The organism is Roseateles sp., from assembly GCF_044373315.1.
In the GTDB taxonomy this organism is placed as follows: Bacteria; Pseudomonadota; Gammaproteobacteria; order Burkholderiales; family Burkholderiaceae_C; genus JACDQM01.
Window position 1 is genome coordinate 33390 of the sequence record NZ_JBILQK010000005.1, and the last position, 25677, is coordinate 59066.

The 25677-nt window shown below is 67.1% G+C and carries 26 protein-coding genes and 1 pseudogene; 11 read left to right on the forward strand and 16 right to left on the reverse strand.

The genetic code is table 11. The annotated features are described in order from the left end of the window. Positions 1-121 precede the first annotated feature (121 nt). Entirely contained in the window at positions 122-373 is a 252-nt protein-coding gene (locus ACIQ67_RS02345) for an acyl-CoA-binding protein (RefSeq protein WP_397532741.1), read from the forward strand. Positions 374-440: 67 nt separating this feature from the next. On the opposite strand, the gene ACIQ67_RS02350 is transcribed toward ACIQ67_RS02345, so the two are convergent. From ACIQ67_RS02350 to ACIQ67_RS02360, 3 genes are read right to left on the reverse strand one after another with little or no spacing between them, the layout of a single operon-like run. Beyond that, positions 441-788 (reverse strand): polyhydroxyalkanoic acid system family protein, encoded by a 348-nt coding sequence (locus ACIQ67_RS02350; RefSeq protein ID WP_397532742.1) that lies wholly within the window; start codon positions 786-788, stop codon positions 441-443. Positions 789-800: 12 nt separating this feature from the next. Next, positions 801-1874, reverse strand: coding sequence for an aminopeptidase (locus ACIQ67_RS02355; RefSeq protein WP_397532743.1), 1074 nt, complete (start codon positions 1872-1874; stop codon positions 801-803). Next, positions 1871-3904, reverse strand: coding sequence for a molybdopterin-dependent oxidoreductase (locus ACIQ67_RS02360; RefSeq protein WP_397532744.1), 2034 nt, complete (start codon positions 3902-3904; stop codon positions 1871-1873). The genes ACIQ67_RS02355 and ACIQ67_RS02360 overlap by 4 nt, the downstream gene beginning before the upstream one ends. 125 nt (positions 3905-4029) lie before the next feature. On the opposite strand from ACIQ67_RS02360, the gene ACIQ67_RS02365 reads away from it, so the two are divergent. From ACIQ67_RS02365 to ACIQ67_RS02375, 3 genes are read left to right on the forward strand one after another with little or no spacing between them, the layout of a single operon-like run. Then, positions 4030-5226 (forward strand): M20 aminoacylase family protein, encoded by a 1197-nt coding sequence (locus ACIQ67_RS02365; RefSeq protein ID WP_397532745.1) that lies wholly within the window; start codon positions 4030-4032, stop codon positions 5224-5226. 1 nt (position 5227) lies between these two features. Beyond that, positions 5228-6328 carry a M14 family metallopeptidase gene (locus ACIQ67_RS02370; protein ID WP_397532746.1) on the forward strand — a complete coding sequence of 367 codons (1101 nt, stop codon included), beginning with the start codon at positions 5228-5230 and terminating at the stop codon, positions 6326-6328. Next, entirely contained in the window at positions 6325-7014 is a 690-nt protein-coding gene (locus ACIQ67_RS02375; RefSeq protein WP_397532747.1) for a glutathione S-transferase, read from the forward strand. Before ACIQ67_RS02370 ends, ACIQ67_RS02375 begins: the two co-directional genes overlap by 4 nt. A gap of 96 nt (positions 7015-7110) precedes the next feature. Here ACIQ67_RS02375 and ACIQ67_RS02380 read toward each other — a convergent pair whose 3' ends face one another. From ACIQ67_RS02380 to ACIQ67_RS02395, 4 genes are all read right to left on the reverse strand, one after another. Continuing rightward, on the reverse strand, positions 7111-7413 hold the full coding sequence (locus ACIQ67_RS02380; RefSeq protein WP_397532748.1) for a hypothetical protein: 303 nt from the start codon (positions 7411-7413) through the stop codon (positions 7111-7113). A gap of 366 nt (positions 7414-7779) precedes the next feature. Further along, the gene (locus ACIQ67_RS02385; RefSeq protein ID WP_397532749.1) at positions 7780-8379 is read right to left on the reverse strand and encodes a nucleotidyltransferase domain-containing protein; all 600 of its coding nucleotides are present in this window, start codon (positions 8377-8379) and stop codon (positions 7780-7782) included. A gap of 54 nt (positions 8380-8433) precedes the next feature. Then, positions 8434-8826 (reverse strand): lysozyme inhibitor LprI family protein, encoded by a 393-nt coding sequence (locus ACIQ67_RS02390; protein ID WP_397532750.1) that lies wholly within the window; start codon positions 8824-8826, stop codon positions 8434-8436. A gap of 396 nt (positions 8827-9222) precedes the next feature. After that, the gene (locus ACIQ67_RS02395; protein WP_397532751.1) at positions 9223-10410 is read right to left on the reverse strand and encodes a YbfB/YjiJ family MFS transporter; all 1188 of its coding nucleotides are present in this window, start codon (positions 10408-10410) and stop codon (positions 9223-9225) included. 140 nt (positions 10411-10550) lie between these two features. Between ACIQ67_RS02395 and ACIQ67_RS02400 the strand changes: the two genes are divergently transcribed. Further along, positions 10551-11369 carry a zinc-dependent peptidase gene (locus tag ACIQ67_RS02400; protein ID WP_397532752.1) on the forward strand — a complete coding sequence of 273 codons (819 nt, stop codon included), beginning with the start codon at positions 10551-10553 and terminating at the stop codon, positions 11367-11369. A 16-nt stretch (positions 11370-11385) separates the two neighbouring features. Here the strand turns inward: ACIQ67_RS02400 and infA are convergent, their stop codons facing one another. Further along, positions 11386-11652 (reverse strand): translation initiation factor IF-1, encoded by a 267-nt coding sequence (gene infA, locus ACIQ67_RS02405; RefSeq protein ID WP_397532753.1) that lies wholly within the window; start codon positions 11650-11652, stop codon positions 11386-11388. A 110-nt stretch (positions 11653-11762) separates the two neighbouring features. Further along, the gene (locus ACIQ67_RS02410) at positions 11763-12482 is read right to left on the reverse strand and encodes an HPP family protein (RefSeq protein WP_397532754.1); all 720 of its coding nucleotides are present in this window, start codon (positions 12480-12482) and stop codon (positions 11763-11765) included. Positions 12483-12581: 99 nt separating this feature from the next. On the opposite strand from ACIQ67_RS02410, the gene ACIQ67_RS02415 reads away from it, so the two are divergent. Continuing rightward, positions 12582-12806, forward strand: a complete 225-nt coding sequence (locus ACIQ67_RS02415; protein ID WP_397532755.1) for a hypothetical protein — start codon at positions 12582-12584, stop codon at positions 12804-12806. A 16-nt stretch (positions 12807-12822) separates the two neighbouring features. On the opposite strand, the gene ACIQ67_RS02420 is transcribed toward ACIQ67_RS02415, so the two are convergent. From ACIQ67_RS02420 to ACIQ67_RS02445, 6 genes and pseudogenes are all read right to left on the reverse strand, one after another. After that, positions 12823-13302, reverse strand: a complete 480-nt coding sequence (locus ACIQ67_RS02420) for a hypothetical protein (protein ID WP_397532756.1) — start codon at positions 13300-13302, stop codon at positions 12823-12825. Between the two features lie 67 nt (positions 13303-13369). Then, positions 13370-14263, reverse strand: a complete 894-nt coding sequence (locus tag ACIQ67_RS02425; RefSeq protein WP_397532757.1) for a Rossmann-like and DUF2520 domain-containing protein — start codon at positions 14261-14263, stop codon at positions 13370-13372. Positions 14264-14313: 50 nt separating this feature from the next. Then, positions 14314-14661: an FKBP-type peptidyl-prolyl cis-trans isomerase gene (locus tag ACIQ67_RS02430; protein WP_397532809.1), complete on the reverse strand. Its 348-nt coding sequence runs from the start codon at positions 14659-14661 to the stop codon at positions 14314-14316. A 30-nt stretch (positions 14662-14691) separates the two neighbouring features. Further along, positions 14692-15036, reverse strand: a pseudogene (locus tag ACIQ67_RS02435) (FKBP-type peptidyl-prolyl cis-trans isomerase); the annotation flags it as partial. Continuing rightward, positions 15033-15959 (reverse strand): tRNA glutamyl-Q(34) synthetase GluQRS, encoded by a 927-nt coding sequence (gene gluQRS, locus ACIQ67_RS02440; RefSeq protein WP_397532758.1) that lies wholly within the window; start codon positions 15957-15959, stop codon positions 15033-15035. The pseudogene ACIQ67_RS02435 and the gene gluQRS, both read right to left, overlap by 4 nt. A gap of 8 nt (positions 15960-15967) precedes the next feature. Further along, positions 15968-16972, reverse strand: coding sequence for a LysR family transcriptional regulator (locus tag ACIQ67_RS02445; RefSeq protein WP_397532759.1), 1005 nt, complete (start codon positions 16970-16972; stop codon positions 15968-15970). 99 nt (positions 16973-17071) lie between these two features. On the opposite strand from ACIQ67_RS02445, the gene ACIQ67_RS02450 reads away from it, so the two are divergent. Together ACIQ67_RS02450 and ACIQ67_RS02455 are read left to right on the forward strand one after the other, a co-directional pair. Next, entirely contained in the window at positions 17072-17794 is a 723-nt protein-coding gene (locus tag ACIQ67_RS02450; RefSeq protein WP_397532760.1) for a pirin family protein, read from the forward strand. A gap of 22 nt (positions 17795-17816) precedes the next feature. Further along, entirely contained in the window at positions 17817-18542 is a 726-nt protein-coding gene (locus ACIQ67_RS02455) for a DUF599 domain-containing protein (RefSeq protein ID WP_397532761.1), read from the forward strand. 3 nt (positions 18543-18545) lie between these two features. Here the strand turns inward: ACIQ67_RS02455 and ACIQ67_RS02460 are convergent, their stop codons facing one another. Next, complete coding sequence (locus ACIQ67_RS02460; RefSeq protein WP_397532762.1) at positions 18546-19016, reverse strand: Lrp/AsnC family transcriptional regulator; 471 nt, start codon at positions 19014-19016, stop codon at positions 18546-18548. Between the two features lie 127 nt (positions 19017-19143). Between ACIQ67_RS02460 and ACIQ67_RS02465 the strand changes: the two genes are divergently transcribed. The 3 genes from ACIQ67_RS02465 to ACIQ67_RS02475 all read left to right on the forward strand — a co-directional run bounded on the left by ACIQ67_RS02465 (position 19144) and on the right by ACIQ67_RS02475 (position 25657). Then, positions 19144-22725 (forward strand): indolepyruvate ferredoxin oxidoreductase family protein, encoded by a 3582-nt coding sequence (locus tag ACIQ67_RS02465; RefSeq protein ID WP_397532763.1) that lies wholly within the window; start codon positions 19144-19146, stop codon positions 22723-22725. A gap of 87 nt (positions 22726-22812) precedes the next feature. Further along, positions 22813-24405: a DUF1800 domain-containing protein gene (locus ACIQ67_RS02470; RefSeq protein ID WP_397532764.1), complete on the forward strand. Its 1593-nt coding sequence runs from the start codon at positions 22813-22815 to the stop codon at positions 24403-24405. Between the two features lie 28 nt (positions 24406-24433). Continuing rightward, the gene (locus ACIQ67_RS02475) at positions 24434-25657 is read left to right on the forward strand and encodes a DUF1501 domain-containing protein (protein WP_397532765.1); all 1224 of its coding nucleotides are present in this window, start codon (positions 24434-24436) and stop codon (positions 25655-25657) included. Positions 25658-25677: the final 20 nt, after the last annotated feature.

Here is a 25677-nt window from a genome sequence, read left to right on the forward strand (position 1 = left end):
AGTCTCCTGTTGTGTCGTTCTGTCGTTCTAGAGTGACCAATCCACACGATGCTGGGTAACATCGTCGCCGTCCATCCCGATTGTCACCAAGTCGGGTTCCACCCATCACCCAGGAGACATGATGAGCCTCAAGGAAAAGTTTGAAGCGGCCATGGCCGAGTCCAAGAACCTGCCCGAGCGTCCGGACAATATGACGCTGCTGAAGATCTACGCGCTCTTCAAGCAAGGCAGCAGCGGCGATGTGGAAGGTTCGCGCCCCGGCTTCACCGACATGGTCGGCCGCGCCAAGTACGACGCATGGGCAGCCCTCAAGGGCACCAGCGCCGACGACGCGATGCAGCAGTACATCGACCTGATCGAATCGCTGAAGTAAGCCCACCCGGCGCAAGAAGTTGGAACGGCGGCCCATGGCCGCCGTTGTCGTTCAGGCGTCGGCCGATTCAGGCCTTCTTCTTGCTGCCGCTCTTCGCTGCGGCGGCCTTCTTCTTGGCCGGCTTGGCATCGCTGAGCAAGCTGTCCAGCTCCTTCTGCACCTCGGCTTCGATGCTGCTGCGGAAAGCGCCCAGCAGCAGGCCCAGCTTGGCATTGAGCTCGAAGTGTTCGGCAGTGACGATCAGCTCGCCCTTGACGCCGGAGCGGGTGAAGGTGACGGTGTCGCTGGTCTCGCCTTCCAGCACCGTGCATTCCATGTCGAACTTCTGCTCGACCTGCTCGGCCCAGTCCCAGGCGATCTCGCGAGCGCGCTCCAGGCCCAGGCTGTGTTCGCGGTGGATATGAATGTCGGCCATGGTCCGGGGCTCCTAAGGTTGCGGCTCTGTCTTGCTGACATCATCGCCGAGTTCGCGGCGGCGCTGCTCGGGCGGCAGCGCGGCGAGGCGGCGCACCTCGGCATGGAAACGGCCCCAGTCGCGTTGCTGACGCTCGAACAAGGCCACAAAGCCGGGGGTCAGGTCTGAATAGGCGGCCTGGATGGCCAGGCTGGCATTGCTGGCGCCAGCCATCCACGTGTCATAGCGCTTGTCACCGCCCCAGGGGCCGTCACGCAGCTCGGCATGCTCGGCGCGCAGGGCGGCCAGCAACTCGGCCTTGCGCTCGCGCTGGGCTTCAGGGGCCAGGCGGCTGCGGTAGAGCGCATCCAGCTGCTGGCGGTAACGCGCGGTCAGCGCCTGGAACTCGGCACGGCGCTGCTGGCGCAAGGCGTGGGCTGCGGCGTCGACAGGCCCTTGCGCACCGCGCTGCGCCAGCCAGGCCTGCAGGCCGAGCTGCTCGACCGCACTGGCATAGCTCTCGTTGAAGGCGGTGTCGTCAGCCACATACAGGACCTGGTGCGCCAGCTCGTGGAAGATCAGGCCGGCCAGCTCAGGCTCGGGGTAGCGAATGAAGGTGCTCAGCAGCGGATCGCCGCCCAGCCAGTTGGTCCAGCCCAAGGTTGAATAGGCCGGCACGCCGTACACCCAGACATCCCAGCCCTGGCCGCGCAGCTCGGCCGCCAGCGCCTCGGCCTGCTCGCGGGCAAAGAAGCCGCGGTAGCCGGCACAGCCCATCAGCGGATAGCACCAGGTTTTGAGTTGCAGGCTCAGCTGCGGAGCGGCCACCACATTCCAGACCACGGCCGGCCGCTGCAGATCGGCATAGCGGCGGTAGCTGGCGTTGTCCGGCAGCGCCAGCTCGCGCACCGCAAACTCGCGCATCTGCTGGCTGAGCGCCAAGCGCTCACGCAGCGCCGGCGCCAGATCGGGCTGGGCCAGCCACTCGTCCACCGGCTTGGCCTTGGCCAGCAATTCCAGATGGCCGCCCACCGCCTGCCCCAGATAGCCGACCTGGGCGCAGCCGCTCAGCAGCGCCAGGCTCAAGGCCGCCAGCCAGTGCCTCATGCGGCGGCTTCGACCTCGACCAGGCAGTCGTAGAAGCAAGGCGCCTCGCCCAGATCGGTCAGGCGCTGGTGCGTCACTTCATTGACATTGCTGCCGCGCGGCCCCAGCTTGCGCCACCACACACCCAGACCGTTGACCACGCCGGGCCGCGCGCGGGCGCTGATGCTCGCCTTGCAGTGATAGCTGCCGCGCTCATTGAACACGCGCACCAGGCCGCCATCGGCCAGGCCGCGCGCGGCGGCGTCGTCGGCATGGATCTCCAGCAGCGGCTCGCCCTCGATATCGCGCAGGCTCTTCACATTGACGAAGCTGCTATTGAGGAAGTTGCGCGCCGGCGGCGAGATCATCGCCAGCGGAAAGCGCGCTGCCAGTGCCGGCGTGGACTGCTGGCTTTCGTAGTTGGGCAGATAGTCGGCACCACAGGCCTGGGCTCGGCCGTTCGGCGTGGCGAAGCCACCGTCGGCAAAAGGCGCCTCGGCGATGGGCAGGCTCTGCCAGCCCTGCTCGGCCAGCGCGTCGAAATCGATCGCGGCAGTGAAGGCCTGACGCGCCAGCTGATCGTCCGTCTCGGCAAAGCAGGCATCGTCGAAGCCCATCGCGGTGGCCAGCTCGCGGAAGATCTGCGTGTTGGGCTTGGCCTCGCCCAGCGGCGCCACCGCCGGGTGGTTGATCAGAACATCGGTGTGGCCGTAGCTGGTGTGCACATCCAGATGCTCCAGCTGGGTGGTGGCCGGCAGCACATAGTCCGCCAGGTCGGCGGTGTCGGTCATGAAATGTTCCAGCACCACGGTGAACAGATCGCTGCGCTGGAAGCCCTTGACCACCTTGGGCGACTCGGGCGCCACCGCCACCGGGTTGCTGTTGTAGACGATCAGCGCCTCGATCTTGGGCGCCAGCGTCTCGTCCAGCAGCGCGTCGCCGATGCTGCTCATGTTCACCATGCGCGGCTGGCGCCCGGCCAGCAGATCGGGGCGCTCCAGCTGCGGATTCTTGAAGGGTGCGAACCAGCCCGAGCTGGACAGCAGCAGGCCGCCGGCACGCGAGCGCCAGGCGCCCGTCAGGCAGGGCAGCAGCGCCACCAGGCGCACCGCATTGCCGCCACCACGCACGCGCTGCATGCCATAGTTCAGGCGGATCGCGGCCGGCTTGGCTTGCGCATAGTCGCGCGCCAGGCCGCGCACCTCATCGGCGCTGATGCCGCAGACGGCAGCGGTCTTCTCGGGCGTCCAGGCCTGGGCGCGGGCCTTCAGCTCCTCGAAGCCGTCGACATGGCGGGCGATGTAGTCATGGTCCAGCCAGTCATGGGTGATCAGCTCGTGTATCAGGCCCAGCGCCAGCGCACCGTCGGTGCCGGGCAGCAGCGCGATGTGCTGGTGGCATTTGTCGGCCGTCTCGGTCTTGCGCGGATCAATGCAGATCAGCTTGGCGCCATTGCGTTTGGCCTGGTTGGCATAGGTCCAGAAGTGCAGGTTTGAGGCGATGGAGTTGCTGCCCCAGATCAGGATCAGCTGGCTCTCGGCAAAGAAAGGCAGGTGCATGCCCAGCTTGTGGCCATAGGTGGCGCTGAGCGCAGCTGCACCGGCCGAGGCGCATATGGTGCGGTCCAGCCGCGCCGCGCCCAGCTTGTTGAAGAAGCGCCCGGCCATCGCCTCGCCCTGCAGCAGGCCCATGGTGCCGGCATAGCTGTAGGGCTGGATGGCCTGTGGATCGCGCGCGGCAATCGTCTTGAGTCGCGAGGCGATGTCGGCCAAGGCCTCGGCCCAGCTCACCGGCTCAAAGCGCGGCGGCTCGGTCTTGGCACTGACGCGCTTCATCGGCTGCAGCACGCGCTCGGGGTGGTAGGTGCGCTCGGGGTAGCGCGAGACCTTGGTGCACAGCGCGCCATGGGTGCTGGGATGGTCGGGCTGGCCCTGCACCTTGATGACGCGGCCACCCTCCACCGTGATGCGCAGCGCGCAGGTATCGGGGCAGTCGTGCGGGCAGGCGCCCTTGACGAGGGTGGTGGTGGTCAGGGCAGTACTTTCACTCATGGGCGAACTATTGCACATCGCCCAGTCGTGAGACCTTGGTGATGCCATGCCAAACCCCGCCGAGTAAACTGGTCCGACACCCTGCAGGGCGGCCTGACGGCCGCCTTAAAACGGAGCCCCTGCCCATGAAGCTGATCGATTCCATCCTGGCCGATGCCGCGAGCATCGCCACCCTGCGACGCGACATCCACGCCCACCCGGAACTCTGCTTCCAGGAAGAGCGCACCTCGGACCTGATCGCAAAGGCCCTGGCCGACTGGGGCATCCCGGTGCACCGCGGCCTGGGCAAGACAGGAGTGGTGGGCATCGTCAAGAACGGTACGTCCGACCGCGCGGTGGGACTGCGCGCCGACATCGACGCGCTGCCGATGACCGAGCACAACCACTTCGCCCACGCCAGCACCTACCCCGGCAAGATGCACGCCTGCGGCCATGACGGCCACACCGCGATGCTGCTGGCCGCAGCCAAGCACCTGGCCAAGCACCGCAATTTCGACGGCACCGTCTATCTGGTGTTCCAGCCGGCCGAAGAAGGCGGCGGCGGTGCGCGCGAGATGATCAAGGACGGGCTGTTCAAGCTCTTCCCGATGGAGGCGATGTTCGGCGCCCACAACTGGCCCGGCATGGCGGCCGGGCAGTTCGCACTGAAGAACGGGCCGGTGTTCGCGTCCAGCAATGAATTCAAGATCACTGTGCGCGGCAAGGGCGGCCATGCAGCGCTGCCGCACGTCGGCGTGGACCCGGTGCCGGTGGCCTGCCAGATGGTGCAGGGCTTCCAGACCATCATCACGCGCAACAAGCGCCCGATCGACGCCGGCGTGATCTCGGTGACGATGATCCATGCCGGTGAGGCCACCAATGTGATCCCCGACGACTGCGTGCTCGAAGGCACGGTGCGCACCTTCACGCTGGAGGTGCTGGATCTGATCGAGCGCCGCATGCAGGCGGTGGCCGAATCGATCGGCGCGGCCTTCGACTGCACGGTTGAATTCAGCTTCAGCCGCAACTACCCGCCCACCATCAACCACCCCAAGGAAACCGAGTTCGTGCGCAGCGTGCTGACCGATATGGTGGGCAGCGACAACGTGCAGGAGTTCGAACCCACGATGGGCGCCGAAGACTTCAGCTACTTCCTGCAGGAGAAGCCCGGCTGCTACTTCCTGATCGGCAATGGCGACGGCAGCCACCGCGTCGGCGGCCATGGCCTCGGCCCCTGCATGCTCCACAACCCCAGCTACGACTTCAACGACGAGCTGATCCCGCTGGGCGGCTCGATGTGGGTGAAGATGGCTGAGCAGTGGCTGAACAGCCCGCGCCCCTGAGATGAGCGCCGCCCTGCACTTCTCGCAAAGCTACGCCGAGGCACGCGAGAAGTTTCTCGCCGCCGTCGAAGCGGCCGGCCTGGACAATGAGCCGCACTGGCATCCGCTCTTGGGCCGCGACGGCGAGCGCTTGGCGATGGATGTGGTGCGCCAGGGTGCAGCGCCGGGTGCGGCCAGCAAGCTGCTGATCCTCAGCAGCGCCTGCCATGGCGTGGAAGGCTATTGCGGCTCCGGCGTGCAGATCGCGCTGCTGCGCGACCCGAGCTGGCATGCCGCGGTGAAGGCCGCTGGCGTGGCCGTGCTCTACATCCATGCGCTCAATCCGCATGGCTTTTCGTTCTGGCGCCGCGTCACGCAGGAAGGCGTGGACCTGAACCGCAACTTCCTGGACTTCCAGCACCACCAGGCCCTGCCCGCCAACCCCGGCTACGACGAGATCGCCGCCGCAGTGGTGCCTGCGCACTGGCCACCCAGCGCGGCTGACGAGGCCGTGCTGAAGGATTACGCCGCCCGCCACGGCGAGCGCGGCCTGCAGGCCGCGATGAGCGGCGGGCAGTACGCCCATGAACAGGGCCTTTTCTACGGCGGCCGCGCGCCAACCTGGAGCAATGTGACGCTGCGCCATGTGCTCGAAGAGCAAGGCCGCGGCGCCCAGGACATCGCTTGGATCGATCTGCACACCGGCCTGGGGCCTAGCGGTTTGGGTGAGCTGATCTGGGCCGGTCGCGACGACGCGGTGGCGATTGCTCGCGCGCGCCAGTGGTGGGGCCAGAAGGTGACCTCGATCTACGACGGCAGCTCCACCTCGGCCCTACTGCAAGGCCTGATGTGGGGCGCCATCTTCGACGCCTGCCCCGAGGCGCGCTACACCGGCGTCGCGCTGGAATACGGCACGGTGCCCTGGAGCGAGGTCACCCAGTCGCTGCGCGGCGACCACTGGCTGGAAGCCCATCCCGAGGCGCCGGCTGAGCTGGCCGCGCAGATCAAGCAACGCATCCGCGATGCCTTCTATGTCGACACCGACGAATGGAAGCAACGCATCGTCGAGCAGGCGCAGGAAACCGCGCGCGAGGCCTTGCGGGGGCTGGGAAGCCCGGCGTGAGCAGCAGCCAGCCGCAGGCTGCTGCCCTGCTGCCGCTGCTCTACAGCTACCGGCGCTGCCCCTATGCGATGCGGGCTCGCATGGCCCTGCTGCAAGCCGGCTGCGCCTTCCGCGTGCATGAGATCGTGCTGCGCGACAAACCGGCGGAAATGCTGGCCTTGTCGCCCAAAGGCACGGTGCCCGTGCTGCAACTGCCCGATGGCCAGGTGCTGGAGCAGAGCTGGGACATCATGGCCTGGGCGTTGGCGCCCGATGCGGATGGCACGGGCTGGTGGGTGCGCGCGCAGACAGCCGCCAATCTCGATCTGCTGGCGCGCAATGACGGCGCCTTCAAGCAGCAGCTAGACCGCTACAAATACCCCGAGCGCCATGCCGCGCAAGGCATCACGCAGGAAGACGCCCGCGCGCAGGCGGTGGCGATCCTGCTGCAGCCACTGGAACAGCGCTTGAGCGCCCAGCCCTATCTGGGCGGCACGACGCCCTGCGCCACCGATCTGGCGGTCTTTCCCTTCGTGCGGCAGTTCGCGGCGGTGCAGCCGGACTGGTTTGCAGAACAGCCGTGGCCCGCGCTGCAGGCCTGGCTGAATGGCTGGCTGGAGAGCGCGCTGTTTGAGGCTTGCATGGTGAAGCTCCCGACGCAGACGGAGTCGATGTTTCCAGCACGCCCTGCCGCTGTCACGGGCTGAGCATGCGGCCGGCAGCAGCGGCGGCGGCCGCACGCCCATCTCCAGGCTCAGCTCTTCACGACACAACGTCTTGACGCTTCACAGCTAGGCCGCACTTTACGCACAGGAGAAGACGAGCAAGTCTTCCGGCTGCCACACATGGCCCGCCCACGATGTATAGCCACGGAGCCAAAGCTTGCCTTCGACTCGGCGCAGGTAGAAGCCTTTCGGAACTTCGTCATCGTCGCAAAGCGGCTGTAAGATGACCGTGATGGAGCCTGGTGGCGCCCTGTGCTTGGTATGTGGGAAACCTATGGCACCTTCGTCTTGATCCAGTAGCAGGAGCCTCAAATGCGGTGCCAACTCCAGCGGACAGCATGAGAGCCCGCGCTCTGCCGCGGCGGCCATGATCTCGAACATGACACCCCCTCGCTCCAGCCCAAGGCCAGCAACGCTGACTTGACGTACGTGAACCACCTCAGGGTGCAGAGCAGTGCGGAATCTCTCATCTGAGAACAATTCATACCCCGCAGAGTTAACCTCAATTTCCGCTGCAGCAAGGCGCTCCAGAAGCGCACTCTTGGTGATGCCGCCAATACTTACCGCTTGGCATGGAAGTGAAGACTTAGCTAACAGCATGAAAGAGCGGCGCGACGCTTCCGTGCGACATGACGTTTGAGCTGAGGGGAGAGCGTAGGCATGGCGCTTGGCCCGCCGGGCGGATGATTTGCCACACCGGTAGGCGGGCCACGTGTCATGCCGGTGCGCGCCCCCTCGAGAGAAGGGTTATGCCTCATTGAACTTCCGCCGCTCCTTCAACTGCTCGCCGAGTGATTGCAAAAACAGGGTTGCGTGCGCAACTTCACCCCTCTGCAGCCACTTCATGCAACTGAAGAGTTCCCAGACGAGACCGGCGTCACCATTCACGTACGGTTTCACTGTCTTCCGACCGATCGGCTTGTCTTCGGAGATTCTCGATTCAAGGTACTCGTATCGGTTAACCACTTCCAAGAACGGCGGTCGCAGGCGCATTCGAGTGGCAGGCTCAATGACATGAATCTCGTACGAGGACCAGTCCTCCAGAATGACTTTCTCGTAGAGACTGCACGCGTCGTGTTGACCGGTAAGCCGATGCACGACCGGCGCGTCAGCCGCTATCACTGTGAGGATGTTCAGAATGGCTTGCGCGGCGCCCGCTTCGCAGTACACGAGAAGATCGGCATCGGACATCCGATCTGCGTTGCCTGCTGCGAGCGAGCCTACAACTGCTGCACCAAGGCAGCGCGGGTCGTCGGACAGTACTCGTTGGAGGCGAGCGAGCAATCCGTGCTGACGGGAAAGAGACGGGTTTCCGGCGATGGAACGGAGTGAGGCGATGGTTGGCATGAGGACGAACTTTGAAGCTAAGCAGACTGCGTAGCCGTCCGCTGCAATGCCCGGTTAGCCACCTTGCCACTCCCCGGCTGCAAGCTCCTTGATGCGCTGCTCCGTCCTCTCGCGCATACACCCGAGGTAGATGACATTTCTAATCGTACCGCCGGCGAAGACTTGGTACTTGGCCTTGCAGTCTGCATCTCGGAATTCGACCCAACGGCGTTGCGCTTTCACCAGGAGTGCCCGCGGCGTTTCACCGGACGTGCCAGGCTCGTTCGCCGACGGCACGACCTGCAAGGCCGCCTGATAGGCCGCATTGAGCAACTTGTCCTGCTGCTCGAACTGCTGCTTCGCGCACTGATTGACTTCACTCGTATTGGCCTGGGTCACACACGGATCGCCTGCGCGCGCAGCGCTGGTGACTACCAAGGCCATCAGAATCACGAAAAGTATCTTCATGGTTGCTAACGTCGGCCGATGCTGCATAACTTGGGACGGTGGCGTCCCCCTAAGTGCTTAATGCACGGGGCTTTCCTTTCGCTTGACTGTATGTTTATGCAGTACTAAATTTGCCTGCAAATCCGGCAGTTTGGTACACCGACTTCGGTGTCTTTCCGGAGCGCAGTAAAACTGCATGTTGCCACGACTCGGCGGGTTAGCAGCAGCATGCAAACACCTGCTCCCGATGATCCGCACCGTGTGCTGACAATAGGCGGAAAGGCGGGGCACAGCCGCTTGGATTCACTGCCCGGACCGGCTGCGCCGCATGGCGGATCGTGGTGAACTGCCGCTCTCAGCCTTGAACTGGCGTAGCCCGCAGTCGGCCGAACTTCCGCTCCTGGCGGAGAGGCGCGCCTAGCTCCGGCCCGCGACACCTTCCTCCCGCAGCAACCACACCAGCAGCCCCGCCCCGAGCCCCAGTACAGCCGCGGTGGTCCATAACGCGCCCGTGTAGCTGCCGCTGGCCTGCGCCATCGCGCCGGCCAGAGCCGGGGCGCTGACCTGGGCGGCGCCATAGCTGAGTGTGAGCCGCGCCATCGCCTTGCCGGGGTTGGCGGGCGAGCGGCGGCCCACGAGCGCCAGCGTCAGGCTGACGATGCCGATGAAGGTGGCGCCATAGAGCAAGGCGCCGCACAAGGCGGCCGCCAGTCCGTTGGACCAGGCCGGCAGCAGCACCGAGACCAGCTGCAGCAGCATGGCCAGCAGCAGCGCCTGCAGATCGCCGATGCGGCGTGCGATGAAGTCCCAGATGAAGACGGCCGGCGTCGCGGCCAGGCCCACCAGCAGCCAGGCCCAGGGCCCCTGTCCGGCCAGCAGCGGCTGGCGTTCAACGATGGCGACGGTGAAGGTGGCGCTGATGACAAAGCCCCAGCCGGCGCAGAAATACATCGCCATCATCTGCAGAATCCAGCGCCGCGCCGGCAGCACGACCGCACTCGCCGCAGCAGCGGTGGGCGGCACCGGCGGGCGCCAGGCCCAGGCCGGCAGCAGCGCCAATGCGCCGATCAGCACAAAGCCCCACCAGTGGCCGCGCCAGTCCAGGCCCAGGCGGTCCATCAGCATGGCGCCCAGCGCCGAGACCACGATGCCCAGGCCCAGGCCGGTGAAGTACAGGCCAAGCTCCGGCCGCCGGCCATGCCGCATCAGCCAGCCCAGCACCAGGCCCGAACCCAGCAGCATGCCGGCCGCACCCGCCAGCCCGCCCAGATAGCGCGACAGCGCCCAGACCCAGACGTTGCCACTCAAGCCCATCAGCGCGGTGCTCAGAAGGCCGATCAGCAGGCCGACGCTGTAGAGACGGCGGCGCCACAGCGGGCTTTCCAGCCAGGCGGCGAGCAAGGCGCCGCTCATATAGCCCATGTAGTTGGTCGCGGCCAGCCAGCCGGCAGCCAGATCCGACAGGCCAGCCTGCTGCTGCATCAGCGGCAGCAAGGGGGTGTAGGCAAAGCGCGCCACGCCGATGCACAGCACCAGCGCCAGGATTCCGCCGGTGATGACCTGCCAGGCCTGCAGGCCAGCGTCGGGAGAGAGTTTCGTCGTCACCGGACAAGGGTAGCGGCCTCACGCTTCAGCAGGCTGACAGCGCGTCGCAGGGCATTCCCTAGGAATCAGCGGCCCCGGGCTTGAATTCGCTCAGCCCTCGCCCATCTGACACCCGATCAACTCCTCTCCGGAAAGCCTTCATGGCCCTGCTTATCGTCGTCGCGCTGGCCCTGGCCCTGATCGGCTGGCTACTGGGCCAGCCGCTGTGGCGGCGGCGCCGGCGTCAGCGTCTGCAGCAGCAACCTTTTCCGCTGGCCTGGCGGCGCATCCTGCGGCGGCGGGTGCCGATGGTGCAAAAGCTGCCGGCCGGCCAGCAGCTGCGGCTGAAACAGCTGATCCAGGTTTTTCTGGCCGAGAAGCCCATCATCGGCTGTGCCGGCATGGAGATCGACGACGAGGTGCGCGTCACGATTGCCGCGCAGGCCTGCCTGCCGCTGCTAGGCGATGCACGCGGCTTCTATCCCAAGCTGAGCCAGGTGCTGGTCTATCCGGGGGCTTTCGTGGTCGAGCGCGCGGCGCCCGGCCCGGCTGGCGTGCAGATGGAACAGCGCCGCCTGCTGACCGGCGAATCATGGAGCCAGGGTCAGGTGGTGCTGTCCTGGCAGGACGTGCTGCAGGGCGCGGCCGATCCAGGCGATGGACACAACGTCGTGATCCACGAGTTCGCCCATCAGTTGGACCAGGTCAAGGGACATGCCAATGGCGCGCCACCGCTGCCGGGGCGCCAGGCCTACCGACGCTGGTCAAGCGTGATGCAGAGGGAATTCGATGCGCTGCGCGAACGCGCGGCGCTGGGCCTGCCGAGCCTGCTGAGCGACTACGGCGCCACCGACCCGGCCGAGTTCTTTGCGGTGGCCAGCGAGGTGTTCTTCGAGTGCCCGAAGGCCATGGCAGAGCAGCATCCCGCGCTCTACCAGGAGTTGGCACGCTACTACCGGGTCGAACCCATCAGCTGGTAGCGCGCCTGCGCGAACATCAACGGCGATAGTTGCTGTTGTTGTTGGTCGGCATCGGTCCGCGACGCTCGATGTGGCGGAAAGTGATGCGGCCCTTGCTCAGGTCATAGGGCGACAGTTCCAGCGACACCTTGTCACCCGCCAGGATGCGGATGTGGTTCTTCTTCATCTTGCCCGAGGTGTAGGCAATCAGCTTGTGGCCGTTTTCAAGCGTGACACGAAAGCGCGTGTCGGGCAGCACTTCGTCTACCTGGCCTTGCATTTCAATGAGTTCTTCTTTTGCCATCCGGGTGCTCCAGTCCTTGTGCGCACCCGGTCATGAAACGCCCGGCACGCTGAAAAACAAAACCGCCACAGCGCAGGCACTGGGGCGGCAACAGCGGGCATTCTAACCGATCATGACCAGAGATCGAGTGGCGCCTCCCGGGTCATGGCGCGCAGCAGGTCGGTGCGTGACAAAAAGCCCAGCAGCCGGCCCTCGTCCGACAGCACCGGCAGCCCGGGCAGCTGCAGGTCCAGCATCAGCTGGGCAGCCTCGCGCAGGGGCGAGTCCGGCAGCGCCGCCGGCACCGGCGACCACATCAGCTCGCTGACCGGCTGGGCCAGGCGCGCGCTCCAGGCCAGCGCACTGGGCAGATCGGCCGGCATCATCTCCTCGCGCATCAGCGCCGAGCGCCCGATCAGACCCACCAGCTGGCCCTGCGCGCCGACCACCGGCGCCTGGCCGATGCCGGCTTGCGCCAGCACGCCCCAGGCCTCTCGCAGGGTGGCCGTCACCGGCACCGTGATCAGCTTGCGGCTCATCAGCTCGCCCACCCGGGCGATGGCATGCCGTGCTGCCGCCGCGCCTGCGCCTTGCTGGGCCTGCGCATAGGCAGCCAGCGCCTGGCGGGGCCCGCTTTCGCCGAGCAGGCCAGCGTGGCCACCGGCCTCACCCTCGCGGCGAGACAGCGACACTGCAGCAGACTCCTCGACCTCCTGCCCGATGGCTGCCACAGCACGCAGCCGGGCAACGGCCTTGACCTCGGCCAGATCGCGCACCTGCTCCAGCGGACCGTTGTAGAGCCGCCCCTGGATTCCATACACCGAGAACATGATGGCCGCCGCCTTTCCCATGCAGTCGAAGCCGCGCAAGCATGACACAGGCCCCAGCATGGGCACAATGCGGGCCTGTCCGCCTTTCACCGCCCTTCACCGCCATCTGGCGCCTCAGTGATGACGCATCGCCCCCTGCTCACCCTTGTTCTTGCCCTGCCGCTGCTGCTGTCACTGCAGGCTTGCGCTGTGGTGTCGGTGGCCGGCGCGGCCGCCGGTGCGGCCATCTCGGTCACGGGCGCGGTGGTCAGCACCACGGTCAAGGTGGGCGGCAAGGTGGTTGAGAAGACCATCGACGCGGTCACACCCTCACCGAGCACACCTGCCGCGCCCGCACAGCCCTGATAGGCAGCCGAGAGGACTACCCAGCCTGGGCGAGAAAGGCGTCGATGGCGGCCTCCGCCTCGGTCTGGGAATCGAACACCTGCACCTGCAGGCCATGGGTCTTCATGATCTTGGACCAGACCGGCAACATCAGCAGTCGCGCTTCAATCCCCTCAGGCACCGTCCAGACATGCAGGGTCTGCGCCGGCAGCGAATGGGCTGCACGCCCCATCAACTCGTCAAACACTTTCAGCGCATCGGGCGATGTCAGCATGGACTCAGCCCATATCGAGTGCACGGCCAGCGCACCGTCACCCGCCCAGTCGGCCAGGTTCTGGCGCCACATCGCGGCATAGGCCAGCATGAACTCCGTGTTGAACGGACCTGTGGCCTGCCCGGTGACGATGGCGCCCTGCTTGCGAATTTCCATCGTCCCGTGCGGCGTGAAGCCAGTCTGGGCATAGCTGCCAGCTTCCGCGCGTGTCAGGCCCTCGGATCCCTTTCTCTGATCATTCATCTTCTGATGCCCTCCTGGCGCCAGCCCGAACCCTCAACGACAGCGCTGACGATGGCCTGACAAGAGCCTATCTGCTTTTGAGCAAGGCTTCGAGCCGTGCCAGCGTCTGGGCATCCAGCCGCTGGCTTTCGGACGCCAGGACCAGCTGCCGGCGTGACAGCTCGCGGTAGAACTGCCCATGGGACGCACCGAGCGCATCGAAGGCCTGCAGGTGACGCGCCACCACACCCAGATCGCCGCGCGAGATCGGCCCGGCCAAGGCCTGCGCCAGACCCTTGGCCTCGGCGGCATCCAGCGTGCCGCGGGCCAGCGGCAACAAGGATCGCAAGGCCTGCTCGCGGGGCAGGCCGATGGCCTCCCAGACCAGGGCCGCCTCGTCGAGCATCGACAGCAGAAAGCTCGCCGCAAAGCTGGCAGCACCGTGATAGGCCGCACGCGTGCCGGGGCGCAGCGCCAGAGGCTGCAGGCCCAGCAGTGCGGCCAGCGCGTGCAGCTCGTCAGCCAGCCCACCCTCGGCCTCGATCGCCACCGTGCTGCCGGGCAGCAGCGCTAGCGCGCGCTCGGGGTCGGAAAAAATCTGCAGCGGATGGAAGCCGCCCACCAGCGCGCCCCGCTCTTGCGCAGCCGCCAGCGCCGCGAGCTCGGTGGCACCGCTGCAATGCACCACGCGCTGCCCCGGACGCCAGCGCAGCGCGGACGCTGTCGCCGCAATGGCGTCATCGGGCACCGTCAGGAAGACCAGCTCGGCCGCAGCGGCTGCCTCCTCGATGGGCAGCGCCGCGCAAGCCGGCAGCCGAGCCGCAAGCGCCTGCGCGGCCGGCATCGAGCGGCTGGCCACCGCGACGATCTGGCAGCCCTGCGCGGCCAGCGCGCGCGCCAGCGTCTGGCCCAGGCGGCCGGCGCCGACGATGGCTATTCGCAAGGACTGCGGATGCGGGCGCGGATTCACCGGCTCGGCCATGTCGCTTGCCAGTGCCTTGCTTCGCCTAAACCGCGCGCGGGCTCAGCCGATCAGACGGCCAGCAGCTCCACCTCGAACAGCAGCACGGCATTGGGCGGAATCACGCCGCCGGCGCCGTATTCGCCATAGCCCAGCTCAGGCGGGATCACCAGCATGCGGGTGCCGCCGATCTTCATGCCGGCCACGCCCTCGTCCCAGCCCTGGATCACCTCGCCGCCGCCCAGGCGGAAGCGGAAGGGATCACGACGGTCCTTGCTGGAATCGAACTTCTTGCCGCGCGCGCCGTCCTTGTAGAGCCAGCCGGTGTAATGCACGGTGACGCGCTGGCCCTTGGTGGCCTCGGCGCCACTGCCTTCCACGGTGTCCTGGTACTTCAGGCCGCTGGCGGTTTCCTGCAGATTCAGGTGCACGGCCTCGGGGCCACCGGAAACACCCAGCAGCTTGACCTCGAACTTCAGCGTCGCATTGGGTGGAATCACGCCGCCTGCGCCGCGCGCGCCGTAGCCCAGCTGCGGCGGGATCAGCAGCACGCGGGTGCCGCCGACCTTCATGCCCTGCACGCCTTCATCCCAGCCGCGGATCACCATGCCGCCGTCGAGCTCGAAGTCGAAGGGCTCGCCGCGGTCCAGGCTGGAGTCGAACTTGGCGCCCTGCTGGCCGTCCTTGTAGAGCCAGCCGGTGTAGTGGACCGACACGTCCTGGCCGGCCTTGGCTTCGGCGCCTTCGCCGACGACCGTGTCTTCGTACTGCAGGCCGCTGGAGGTGGTGTTCATGGGGATTCCTTGCGTGTTGAAACAGATGCGGACGGCATCATGCCACCAAGCGCGTCCGGCCATTGCGCCACGGCTTCCGCCAAGGCCTCAGCCAGCGTGGCCGACTGCAGGCGCAGGCCCAGCACGGCGGCCGCCTGGCGGATCGCATGCAGCGGGTCAGCCAGGTCCAGCGCCGCGGCGCCGTTCTGCTTGGAGAGCTTCTCGCCATTGGCGCCCAGCACCAGCGGCGTGTGCAGATAAGCCGGCGTCGGCAGGCCCAGCAGCCGCTGCAGGCGAATCTGGCGCGGCGTGTTGTCGGCGAGGTCTTCGCCGCGCACCACATGCGTGATGCCCTGCGCCGCGTCGTCCACCACCACCGCCAGTTGATAGGCCCACAGGCCATCGGCGCGCTTGAGCACGAAATCTCCAACGGCAGTGTCCAGACGCTGCTGCTGCGGCCCGAGCCGGCGGTCGGTCCAGTCGATCAGCAGCGGCTCGGTGCCAGCGTGATCTCCCGTGCTGAGCAGGCGCCAGGCGCGTGCTTCACGGCCCTGCGTGCCCGCCCTGCAGGTGCCGGGATAGACCAGCTCGCCATGGCGCTGCTGCGCCTGACCCTGCGCGACTGCGATCTCCTTGCGCGAACAGGCGCAGCCATAGACCCAGCCGTCCTGCTGCAGCCGCGACAGCGCCTGGGCATAGAGATCGCCGCGCTGCGATTGCCAGACCGGCGGCGCATCGGGCAGCAAGCCCACCGCGGCCAACTGCTGCAGGATCAGCCGGTCGGCGCCGGGCACGCAGCGCGGCGTGTCCACATCCTCGATGCGCACTAGCCACTGGCCGCCCTGCGCACGCACATCCAGCCAGCTGGCCAGCGCCGCCACCAGCGAACCAGCGTGCAGCGGGCCGGTGGGCGATGGCGCAAAACGTCCGAAGCAGCGACCCATGGCTGTGCTCAGAGCAACAGCCCTTCATGCTGCAGCAGCAAGGCCTGGCGGGTGGCGCCGCTCTTGAGCTGCTGCAGCCACCAGGCCAGCGCCTTGGCTGGCGGATGGCCGGTGTTGCGCCAGGCATAGTGCAGCTGGAAGGCGCGCCGTTCCACATAGGTCCGCTTGGCCACCAGGCGGCCGGCCTCGACATGGCGCCGCACCATCGGCGATGGCAGGGAGCCGCAGCCCAGCCCACGGAGCAAGGCCTCCAGCTTGGCCGCCATCGAAGGCATGGTCAGCACCTCCTGGCCGGGGATCACGCCAGCCGTGACCGGCGCCAGGCTGCGCGCGGAATCGGCCACCGTGATGATGCGGTGCTCGGCCATCGTGGCCGCGGACAGCGGTTCGTCAAGCTTGGCCAACGGATGGTGCGGCGCGACACAGAACAGCATCTCCATCTCGCCCAGCGGCTCGGTGTAGACACTGCCGCCCGGCGCCTGGGCCGAAGTGCCGATGGCCAGATCGGCCTGGCCCGAGGTCAGCGCCTCCCAGGTGCCGGCCATCACCTCGACGCGCAGCTTCAGCCGCGTCGGCGGGCCGCGCGGCGCCTCGGGGGTCTCGTCCACCGGCAGTTGGTAGAACGCTTCCATCAGGTCGAACACCGCGCGGCGCGCGATGGCATCGTCGATGGCCACCGTCAGCTCGCTCTCCCAGCCGGTGGCGATGCGGCGCACGCGGTTAGCCACCGCGTCCATCTCCTGCAGCAGGCGCCGGCCTTCGAGCAGCAGCTCCTGGCCGGCAGCCGTCAGCACGGCCTGGCGCGAACTGCGGTCGAACAGCAGCACATCCAGCGCTTCTTCAAGTTGACGCACGCTGTAGGTCAGCGCCGACGGCACCTTGCCCATCTCGCGCGCGGCGGCGGCGAAACTGCCGGTGCGCGCGATGCTGTCCATCATGGACAGCGCCTCAGGCGTCAGCACGCGGCGCTTGTGTCCGGTCTTGTCAGCGAATGTCTTGTCTGAGTTCGGCATGGGATTCATCTTATTTGAACGCTCGCTTCAAGCCGACACGCCCCTCGCAACGGCCTGCCCGCCTACAGTTGCTACAGCATCAAACCAGGAGACCCCGCCATGCTCGAACTGATCAAGTCCTGCGACCGCGGCTACGCCGACCACGGCTGGCTGAAGTCCTTCCACAGCTTCTCGTTCGCCGACTACTACGACCCGAAGCGCATGGGCTTCGGCGCCTTGCGCGTCATCAATGAAGACCGCATCGCCGCCGGCAGCGGCTTCGGCACGCACGGCCACCGCGACATGGAAATCATCAGCTATGTGCTGGCCGGCGAACTGGCGCACCAGGACAGCATGGGCAACGGCAAGCCCGGCGGCGCCAACGCTGGCGTGATCCGCCCCGGCGACGTGCAGCGCATGAGCGCCGGCAGCGGCGTGATGCACAGCGAGTTCAACAACGCCCCCGGCCAGCAGACGCACTTCCTGCAGATCTGGATCCAGCCGAACCAGCGCGGCATTCCGCCCGGCTACGAGCAGAAGCGTTTTGACGCGGCCGACAAGCGCGGCCAGCTGCGCCTGGTCGCCTCGCCTGACGGTGCCGATGGCTCGGTGCGCATGAGTGCCGACGCCTGGCTCTACGCCGGGCTGTTCGATGGCGCCGAGCAGGCGACGCTGTCGCTGGCGCCGGCGCACAAGAGCTATGTCCACCTGATCCGCGGCGCCTTGACCGTCAACGGCCAAGAGCTGGCGGCCGGCGATGCGCTGCAAATCAGCGGCGAATCGCAGCTGCACTTGAGCGCTGGCGAGGACGCCGAGGTGCTGGTGTTCGACCTCGCCGCCTGAGCCGGGGCCTAGACTTCAGGCCATGGAGAACCTGCTTGCTGTCCTCGCCTTCCTGCCCTGGCTTGACTGGGTGGCCCTGCTGGTGTTTTTCGCGGCCTGGATCGGCTACGCGCAGTTCGCGCGGCGCAATGCGGTCAGCCGCGGCTCGCTGCTGGCGGCCACCAACCGCGAACGGCACCGCTGGATGCTGGAGGTCACCTACCGCGAGGTGCGGGTGGTCGACGGCATCGTGATGCAGAGCCTGTCGACCAGCCCTTCGTTCTTCGCGTCGACCACCATCCTGATCATCGGCGGCCTGTTGGCGGTGCTGGGGGCCAGCGACCAGGCCAGCGAGCTGGTGCGGGAAATCCCCTTCGCAGCCAGCACCTCGACGCTGGTGTTCGACCTCAAGCTGATTCTGCTGGCCGGCATCTTCGTCTATGCCTTCTTCCGCTTCACCTGGAGCATGCGCCAGTACACCTTCGGCGCGCTACTGGTGGCGGCCGCTCCCGGCCATGACCGCTTCGCCGCCGACCCAAGCCTGTCACGCGAGGCCTTTGCCGACCGAGCCGGGCACATCGTCGCGCTGGCCGCGGAAACCTTCAACGACGGGCTGCGCGCCTACTACATCTCCTTCGCAGCCATCGCCTGGTTCTTCTCGCCCTTTGCCATGATGCTGGCCACGCTGGGAGTGATCTACATCCTCTACCAGCGCGAGTTCCACTCCGATGTGCTGGCCGTGCTGCAGGAAGACGTCGACGGCCACTGAGCCTCAGGACACCGGCAGCGCCGTCTCGTACTTGACCTCGCGCAGCACCACATTGCTGCGCACGCTGGCAACGCCGGGCACCTTGAAGATGCGGCTCTGCAGGAACTGGTCGTAAGCCTTCATATCGGGCACCACCACCTTGATCACATAGTCGGCCTCGCCGGTGATGCCGTGGCATTCGATGATCTCGCGGCTGGTCTGCACCAGCTGCTCGAACTGCTCCACCGCGCCCTCGCTGTGCCGCACCAGGCTGACATTGGCCAGCACGCAGATGTTCAGGCCCAGCTTCTCGCGGTCCACCAGGGCCACATGGCGGCGGATCACGCCGCTGTCTTCCAGATCCTTCACGCGACGCCACACCGGCGTGGCCGACAGCCCGACCTTGTCGGCCAGGGCCTGGGTGGACAGGCGCCCATCGGCCTGCAGGGCTTCGAGAATCTGCTTTGTCGCCCGATCGAAACGTTCGCTTTCCATTTATGCCATCCTTGAGAGACATTCTCTCAAAACAAAGTTGCATGGCGACCACTCAGGCAAGAAACTCTCAGTCGCCGGGCCAAAAATTCGGCACCTCGTTTCCGCTTGACCTGAGTCAGGAGCCGCCATGTCCGAAGCCATCGCCGATCTCGCCCGCGCTGCAAGCCCCGCCTTGCGCGACTACAAGCTGTCGGACAACCTCGGCGCCAAGAGTGGTGCCGTCTTCATGACCGGCACCCAGGCCCTGGTGCGACTGCTGCTGGCACAGAAGGCGCTGGACGAGCAGGCCGGGTTGAAGACCGCCGGCTTTGTGTCCGGCTACCGCGGCAGCCCGCTGGGCATGGTGGACCAGCAGCTGTGGAAGGCCAAGAAGTTCCTGGATGCGGCGCAGGTCAACTTCCTGCCGGCCATCAATGAAGACCTGGCCGCCACCGCCTGCCTGGGCGTGCAACGCGTGGCGCTGGACCCCAAGCGCGTCGTCGATGGCGTGTTTGCCATGTGGTACGGCAAGGGGCCGGGCGTGGACCGCTCGGGGGACGCGCTCAAGCACGGCAATGTCTACGGCACCTCCGCACAAGGCGGCGTGTTGGTGGTCTGTGGCGACGACCATGGCTGCGTGTCCTCATCCACACCGCATCAGAGCGATCTGGCGCTGCAGGCCTGGCACATGCCCATCGTGCATCCGGGCAATGTGGCCGAATACCTTGAATTCGGGCTCTACGGCTGGGCGCTGTCGCGTTTCTCGTCCACCTGGGTCGGCTTCAAGGCGATCTCGGAAGTGGTCGAGTCCGGCATGACGGTGGACCTGGATACGGTGCCGCTGGACTTCCAGCTGCCGGTCGATCACCAGCCGCCGGTCGATCTGCACATCCGCGCGGTGGACCTGCCCTCGCTGGAGCTGGAGACGCGGCTGGAGCACAAGCTGAATGCGGTCAAGGCCTTTGCCAAGCTCAACAGCATCGACAAACACATCGTCGTCAGCCCGCGCGCCACCTTAGGAATCGTGACGGTCGGCAAGGCGCATTACGACTTCATGGAAGTGCTGCGCCGCCTGGACCTTGACCCCAATGCGCTGGCCGCCGCCGGCGTGCGCGTCTACAAGGTGGGCCTGGTATTCCCGCTCGAATCCACGCGGATCCGCGAGTTCGCCCAAGGTCTGAGCGACATGCTGGTGATCGAGGAGAAGGCGCCGGTGGTCGAGCGCCAGATCAAGGAACTGCTCTACCACCTGCCCGACGCCCAGCGCCCACGCGTGGTCGGCAAGACCGACGAGCATGGGGGTCAGGTCTTGAGCGCCTTGGGCGAGTTGCGCCCCAGCCGCATCATGAACACGGTGGCCGACTGGCTGGCACGCCTGAACCCCGCGCTGGACCGACGCCATCTAGTGGTGGACTTCCTCACCCCCTGCCTGCTGTCCAACGCGGCCGACGGCGTGCGCCGTCAGCCCTACTTCTGCTCGGGCTGCCCGCACAACACCAGCACCAAGCTGCCGGAGGGCTCGCGCGCGCTGGCCGGCATCGGCTGCCACTTCATGGCCAGCTGGATGGAGCGCGGCACCTCGGGCCTAATCCAGATGGGCGCAGAGGGCGTGGACTGGGCCGCGCACAGCCGCTTCACCACCGAGAAGCATGTGTTCCAGAACCTGGGCGACGGCACTTACTACCACTCCGGCTACCTGGCCATCCGCCAGGCCATCGCGGCCAAGGCCAACATCACCTACAAGATCCTCTACAACGACGCGGTGGCGATGACCGGCGGCCAGCCGGTGGACGGCCAGACCAGCGTGCCGCAGATCGCCCGCCAGGTGGAGGCTGAAGGCGTCAAGCGCCTGGTGATCGTCTCCGACGAGATCGGCAAGTACGCCGACCACCACGGTCTGTTCCCCGCCCACACCACCTTCCACGACCGCAGCGAGCTGGATGCAGTACAGCGCGAGCTGCGTGAGATCGAGGGCGTGACGGTGCTGATCTACGACCAGACCTGCGCGGCCGAGAAGCGCCGCCGCCGCAAGAAGAAGGAATTCGTTGATCCGCCCAAGCGCATCTTCATCAACGAGCAGGTCTGCGAAGGTTGCGGCGACTGCGGCCAGGCCAGCAACTGCCTGTCCGTCGTGCCGGTGGAGACCGACCTGGGCCGGAAGCGCGCCATCGAGCAGAGCAGCTGCAACAAGGACTTCAGCTGCGTCAACGGCTTCTGCCCCAGCTTTGTCTCGGTGCATGGCGCCCAGCTGAAGAAGAAGGTGGGCTCGGGCTTCACCCAGCAAGACCTGGCACGCGAGATCGCCGCCATCGCAGCGCCAGCCGCCTGGCAGTGGACAGGTCCTTTCGACCTGCTGGTCACCGGCGTGGGCGGCACCGGCGTGGTGACGGTCGGCGCGCTGGTGGCAATGGCCGCGCATCTGGAAGGCAAGCAGGCCTCGGTGCTGGACTTCATGGGCTTTGCGCAGAAGGGCGGCTCGGTGCTGTCATTCGTACGCCTGGCGCCGACGCAGGACCTGCTTAACCAGGTGCGCATCGACACCCAGCAAGCCGATGTGCTGTTGGCCTGCGATATGGTGGTCGGCGCCAGCCCGGATGCGCTGGGCACGGTCAAGCCCGGCCGCACGGTGATCCTGGCCAACACGCATGAGCTGCCAACAGCAGCCTTTGTGCGCAACCCTGATGCCAGCCTGCAAGCACCCTCGCTGCTGGCCAAGATGCAGCATGCAGTCGGCGGCGATGCCAGCTTGTTGAGCAGCATCGACGCGCAGACCATCGTCAACGATCTGATGGGCGATGCGATGCCCAGCAATATAGTGATGCTGGGCGCCTGCTGGCAGCGCGGCCTGGTGCCACTCTCAGAAGCGGCGCTGATGCGCGCGATCGAGCTCAACGGCGTGGCGGTGGAAGGCAACAAGACCGCCTTCGCGCTGGGCCGGCTGGCAATCGCCGCGCCCGAGGCGCTCCGACGCCTGGCGGGCAACGAAGTGCAGGCCGTCAAGTTCCTGCCCAACAACGACCGCCTCGACGGCCCTGAAGGCCTGATCGCACGCCGCGTGGTCCTGCTGACCGACTACCAGGACGCCGCCTATTCACAGCGTTATCTGAAGTTGGTCGAGCGCGTGCGCGCCACCGAAGCGCAGTTGGGCGAAGCCGGCAAGGCGGAGCGCCTGACCAAGGCCGTTGCGCGCTACTACGCCAAGCTGCTGGCGATCAAGGACGAGTGGGAAGTGGCCCGCCTCTACACCGACGGCAAGTTCGAAGCCGCGTTGAAGGCGCAGTTCGAGAACTGGGAGTCCCTGTCCTTCCACATGGCACCGCCGCTGCTGGCCAAGGCCGGCGCAGACGGCCGGGTGAAGAAGATCGAGATGGGCTCCTGGACCTTCAAGGCGCTGCAGACCCTGGCGCGCTTCAAGCGCCTGCGCGGCACGGCGCTGGACCTGTTCGGCAAGACCGAGGAGCGCCGCATGGAGCGCCAGCTGATCACGGACTACGAGGCCCTGATCGACGAGCTGCTGGCGCATCTCAGCGCCGACAAGCTGGACCTCGCCGTGCAACTTGCCCGCCTGCCTGAGAAGATCCGCGGCTACGGCCATGTGAAGCTGGCCAATGTGGTGACAGTGCGCGCACAATGGCAGGAGCTGCTGGATCGCTTCCACGGCCGCGCGGCCGCGGCCGCAGTCCAAACGGTGGCACTGCCGACGCGCATCAAGAGCGTGGCTGAGCTCTGAAAGCACAAGGGGGCAGGTGTTGCCCGGCATGAGGGGCTGAGAAAAAGTCAGTGGACAAGCCTGCCCCGGGCTTGGCATGCTCGCGCGATGCTCAAGCCCGCTCTGCCTCTTTCGTCCGGCCACCCTCGGCGGCTGTGGCTGCAAACAGCCCTGTCCGGCGCCCTGCTGGTGCTAGCCGGCTGTGCCGGCAGCCCGAAGGCGCCGGCGGAATTCGAGGCACCCGGCGCGCTGTTCCACGCCGTCAACCGCATCGGCTGGGGCGCCACCGCAGCGCAGCTGGATGAAGCTCAGCGACTGGGCTGGGGCGCGTATGTGGAGCGCCAGCTGCGCGCCGACCCGCGCCGGCCGCTGCTGCCAGCCGCGCAGGGTCAGATCGACGCCTTGAGCATCCAGCAGAGCGACGCGCTGACGCTGGCGCAGCAAGTCGATCAACTTCGCCGCGACCAGGACAAGCCACCCACAGAGGAAGAGCGCCGCGCCGCCCGCCAGGCCTACCAGAACGAGCTGAACCGTCTGGCCCGCCAGGCCGGCCACCGCCAGCTGCTCCGCCAGCTCTACAGCGAACAGCAGCTGCAGGAGAACATCGCCTGGTTCTGGTTCAACCACTTCAATGTGCACCAGTACAAGCGCGAGCTGCGCGCGCTGCTGGCCGACTACGAGGAAAACGCGCTGCGGCCGCAGGCGCTGGGCTCCTTTCGCCAGATGCTGGGCGCGGTGGCTCGCCACCCGGCGATGCAGCGCTACCTGGACAACGACCAGAACAGCGCCGGCAAGCCCAACGAGAACTACGCCCGCGAACTGCTGGAGCTGCACACGCTGGGCGTGGACGGCGGCTACACCCAACAGGACGTGCAGGAGCTGGCGCGCGTGCTGACCGGATTCGGCGTGCGCATCGAGCCCGGCCGTCCCAAGCTCAAGCCCGAGCATGAGGCCCTGTACCGCCGCGAGGGCCTGTTCGAGTTCAACCCGGCGCGCCACGACTTCGGCGACAAGACCGTGCTGGGCCATCGCATCAAGGGCCGCGGCGCCGAGGAGCTGGACGAGGTGCTGGACCTGCTGGTGGCCCACCCCTCCACCGCACGCTTCATCGCGCGCAAGCTCTCGAACTACCTGCTGGGCGAGGCGCCGCCCGCACTGCAGCAGCGCATGGCCGAAGCCTTCAGCGCCAGCCGCGGCGACATCGCCGCCACGCTGCGCCCGCTGCTGCTGGCACCCGAGTTCGCACAGGCGCCGCGCCAGTTCAAGGACCCGCAGCACTATCTGCTGTCCGCCCTGCGCGCGGCCTATCCGCTGCCGGCGACAGGCGGCCCGGTGATCGTGAACAGCGCGCCGATCCAGGCCTGGCTGCGGCGCCTGGGCGAAGGTCTGTACGACAAGGTCACGCCCGACGGCTACCCGATGGCGGCCGAAGCCTGGAACAGCGCCGGCCAGCTGAGCACGCGCTTCGAGCTGGCGCGCACCTTGGGCTCTGGTCAGGGACTGGCCGTGCTCTTCACGCCGGAAGGCGGCAAGGCCCCGGCGCCGGGCAGCACGCCCAAGCAGGCGCTGGACGGCGTGCTATTCCAGCAGCATCTGCAGGCCAGGCTGAGCGCCAACAGCCGCGAGGCCCTGGCCCAGGCAAGGCCTGGCACCGAGTGGAACGCGCTGCTGCTGAGCGCGCCTGAGTTCATGCTGCGCTGAGGAAACGATCCCCATGACAATGCTGATGATGAATCGACGCCAGCTTCTGCTGGCCAGCGCGCTGGGCGCCACCTTGGGCGGCAGCACGACCCAGCTTTATGCCGCGGCGGACGAAGCGCCCCATGCGCCGCGCTTCCTGCTGGTCTTCCTGCGCGGCGGCTATGACGCCACGAACCTGCTGGTGCCGCATGCCAGCTCCTTCTATTACGAGCAGCGGCCGCGCATCTCCATCGCCCGGCCCGGCAGTGGTGCCGACGCGGCCCTGCCGCTGGACGCTGACTGGGCCCTGCACCCGGCGCTGCGCGACTCGGTCTACCCGCTGCTGCAAGCGGGCCAGGCGGCCTTCATCCCCTTCGCCGGCTTCGACGAAGACCTGAGCCGCAGCCATTTCGAAACTCAGGACAGCATCGAGTTAGGCCAACCCCTGGCCGGCAGCCGCGATTTCAGCAGCGGCTTCATGAACCGCTTGGCGCTGGAGCTGGGCGCCGGGCAGGCGATCTCCTTCACCGACCAGCTGCCGGTGGCCTTTCGCGGCAGCGCCAAGATCGGCAACCAGGCGCTGCGCGAAGGCCCGCGCCCTGCCGTGGATGCCAAATCGCGCGAGCTGCTCACGCGCATGTATCGCGAGCAGGCGCTGGCGCCCCGGGTGCAGGAAGGCTTTGCGCTGCGCGAGGAAGTGGCGCGCGAACTCGACCCCGCACGCCTGCGCCAGGGCATGGACCCGGCCAGCCGCAGCCCGCTGATCGACGCCAAGGGCTTCGAGCTCGAAGCGCGCCGCATTGCGCGCCTGATGCGCGGCCGCTTCCAGCTGGGTTTCGTCGACATCGGCGGCTGGGATACCCATGTGGGCCAGGGTGGAGCCACCGGCTTGCTGGCCACGCGCTTCGAAGAACTGGGCCGCGGCCTGGCCGGCTTTGCCGGCGAGCTAGGCCCGCAGCGCTGGGCCCAGACCACCGTGCTGGTGATCAGCGAATTCGGCCGCACCTTCCGCGAGAACGGCAACCGCGGCACCGACCACGGCCATGGCAGCTGCTACTGGCTGCTGGGCGGCGGCCTGGCGCGATCCGGCGTGGTGGGCGAGCAGGTGCAACTCAAGGCGCAGACGCTGCACCAGGGCCGCGACTATCCGGTGCTCAACGACTACCGCGTGCTGATGGCCGGCCTCTGGCAGCGCCAGTTCGGCCTCTCGGCCGAAGCGCTGGCACGTGTCTTCCCCGGCGGCGTCAAGGCGCGCGACCTGGGCCTGCTGTGAGCGAGCCCAGGCGCTAGCGT

Coding starts and splice junctions, on each gene's coding strand:
- ACIQ67_RS02475 (WP_397532765.1), top strand. CDS start 24,434: ATGAATCGACGCCAGCTTCTGCTGGCCAGCGCGCTGGGCGCCACCTTG.
- ACIQ67_RS02460 (WP_397532762.1), bottom strand. CDS start 19,016: ATGGAAAGCGAACGTTTCGATCGGGCGACAAAGCAGATTCTCGAAGCC.
- ACIQ67_RS02355 (WP_397532743.1), bottom strand. CDS start 1,874: ATGAGGCACTGGCTGGCGGCCTTGAGCCTGGCGCTGCTGAGCGGCTGC.
- ACIQ67_RS02415 (WP_397532755.1), top strand. CDS start 12,582: ATGACGCATCGCCCCCTGCTCACCCTTGTTCTTGCCCTGCCGCTGCTG.
- ACIQ67_RS02445 (WP_397532759.1), bottom strand. CDS start 16,972: ATGCCGAACTCAGACAAGACATTCGCTGACAAGACCGGACACAAGCGC.
- ACIQ67_RS02365 (WP_397532745.1), top strand. CDS start 4,030: ATGAAGCTGATCGATTCCATCCTGGCCGATGCCGCGAGCATCGCCACC.
- ACIQ67_RS02465 (WP_397532763.1), top strand. CDS start 19,144: ATGTCCGAAGCCATCGCCGATCTCGCCCGCGCTGCAAGCCCCGCCTTG.
- ACIQ67_RS02360 (WP_397532744.1), bottom strand. CDS start 3,904: ATGAGTGAAAGTACTGCCCTGACCACCACCACCCTCGTCAAGGGCGCC.
- ACIQ67_RS02370 (WP_397532746.1), top strand. CDS start 5,228: ATGAGCGCCGCCCTGCACTTCTCGCAAAGCTACGCCGAGGCACGCGAG.
- ACIQ67_RS02385 (WP_397532749.1), bottom strand. CDS start 8,379: ATGCCAACCATCGCCTCACTCCGTTCCATCGCCGGAAACCCGTCTCTT.
- ACIQ67_RS02410 (WP_397532754.1), bottom strand. CDS start 12,482: ATGGGAAAGGCGGCGGCCATCATGTTCTCGGTGTATGGAATCCAGGGG.
- ACIQ67_RS02450 (WP_397532760.1), top strand. CDS start 17,072: ATGCTCGAACTGATCAAGTCCTGCGACCGCGGCTACGCCGACCACGGC.
- ACIQ67_RS02380 (WP_397532748.1), bottom strand. CDS start 7,413: ATGTTCGAGATCATGGCCGCCGCGGCAGAGCGCGGGCTCTCATGCTGT.
- ACIQ67_RS02420 (WP_397532756.1), bottom strand. CDS start 13,302: ATGAATGATCAGAGAAAGGGATCCGAGGGCCTGACACGCGCGGAAGCT.
- ACIQ67_RS02390 (WP_397532750.1), bottom strand. CDS start 8,826: ATGAAGATACTTTTCGTGATTCTGATGGCCTTGGTAGTCACCAGCGCT.
- ACIQ67_RS02455 (WP_397532761.1), top strand. CDS start 17,817: ATGGAGAACCTGCTTGCTGTCCTCGCCTTCCTGCCCTGGCTTGACTGG.
- ACIQ67_RS02425 (WP_397532757.1), bottom strand. CDS start 14,263: ATGGCCGAGCCGGTGAATCCGCGCCCGCATCCGCAGTCCTTGCGAATA.
- ACIQ67_RS02350 (WP_397532742.1), bottom strand. CDS start 788: ATGGCCGACATTCATATCCACCGCGAACACAGCCTGGGCCTGGAGCGC.
- gluQRS (WP_397532758.1), bottom strand. CDS start 15,959: ATGGGTCGCTGCTTCGGACGTTTTGCGCCATCGCCCACCGGCCCGCTG.
- infA (WP_397532753.1), bottom strand. CDS start 11,652: ATGGCAAAAGAAGAACTCATTGAAATGCAAGGCCAGGTAGACGAAGTG.
- ACIQ67_RS02400 (WP_397532752.1), top strand. CDS start 10,551: ATGGCCCTGCTTATCGTCGTCGCGCTGGCCCTGGCCCTGATCGGCTGG.
- ACIQ67_RS02345 (WP_397532741.1), top strand. CDS start 122: ATGAGCCTCAAGGAAAAGTTTGAAGCGGCCATGGCCGAGTCCAAGAAC.
- ACIQ67_RS02470 (WP_397532764.1), top strand. CDS start 22,813: ATGCTCAAGCCCGCTCTGCCTCTTTCGTCCGGCCACCCTCGGCGGCTG.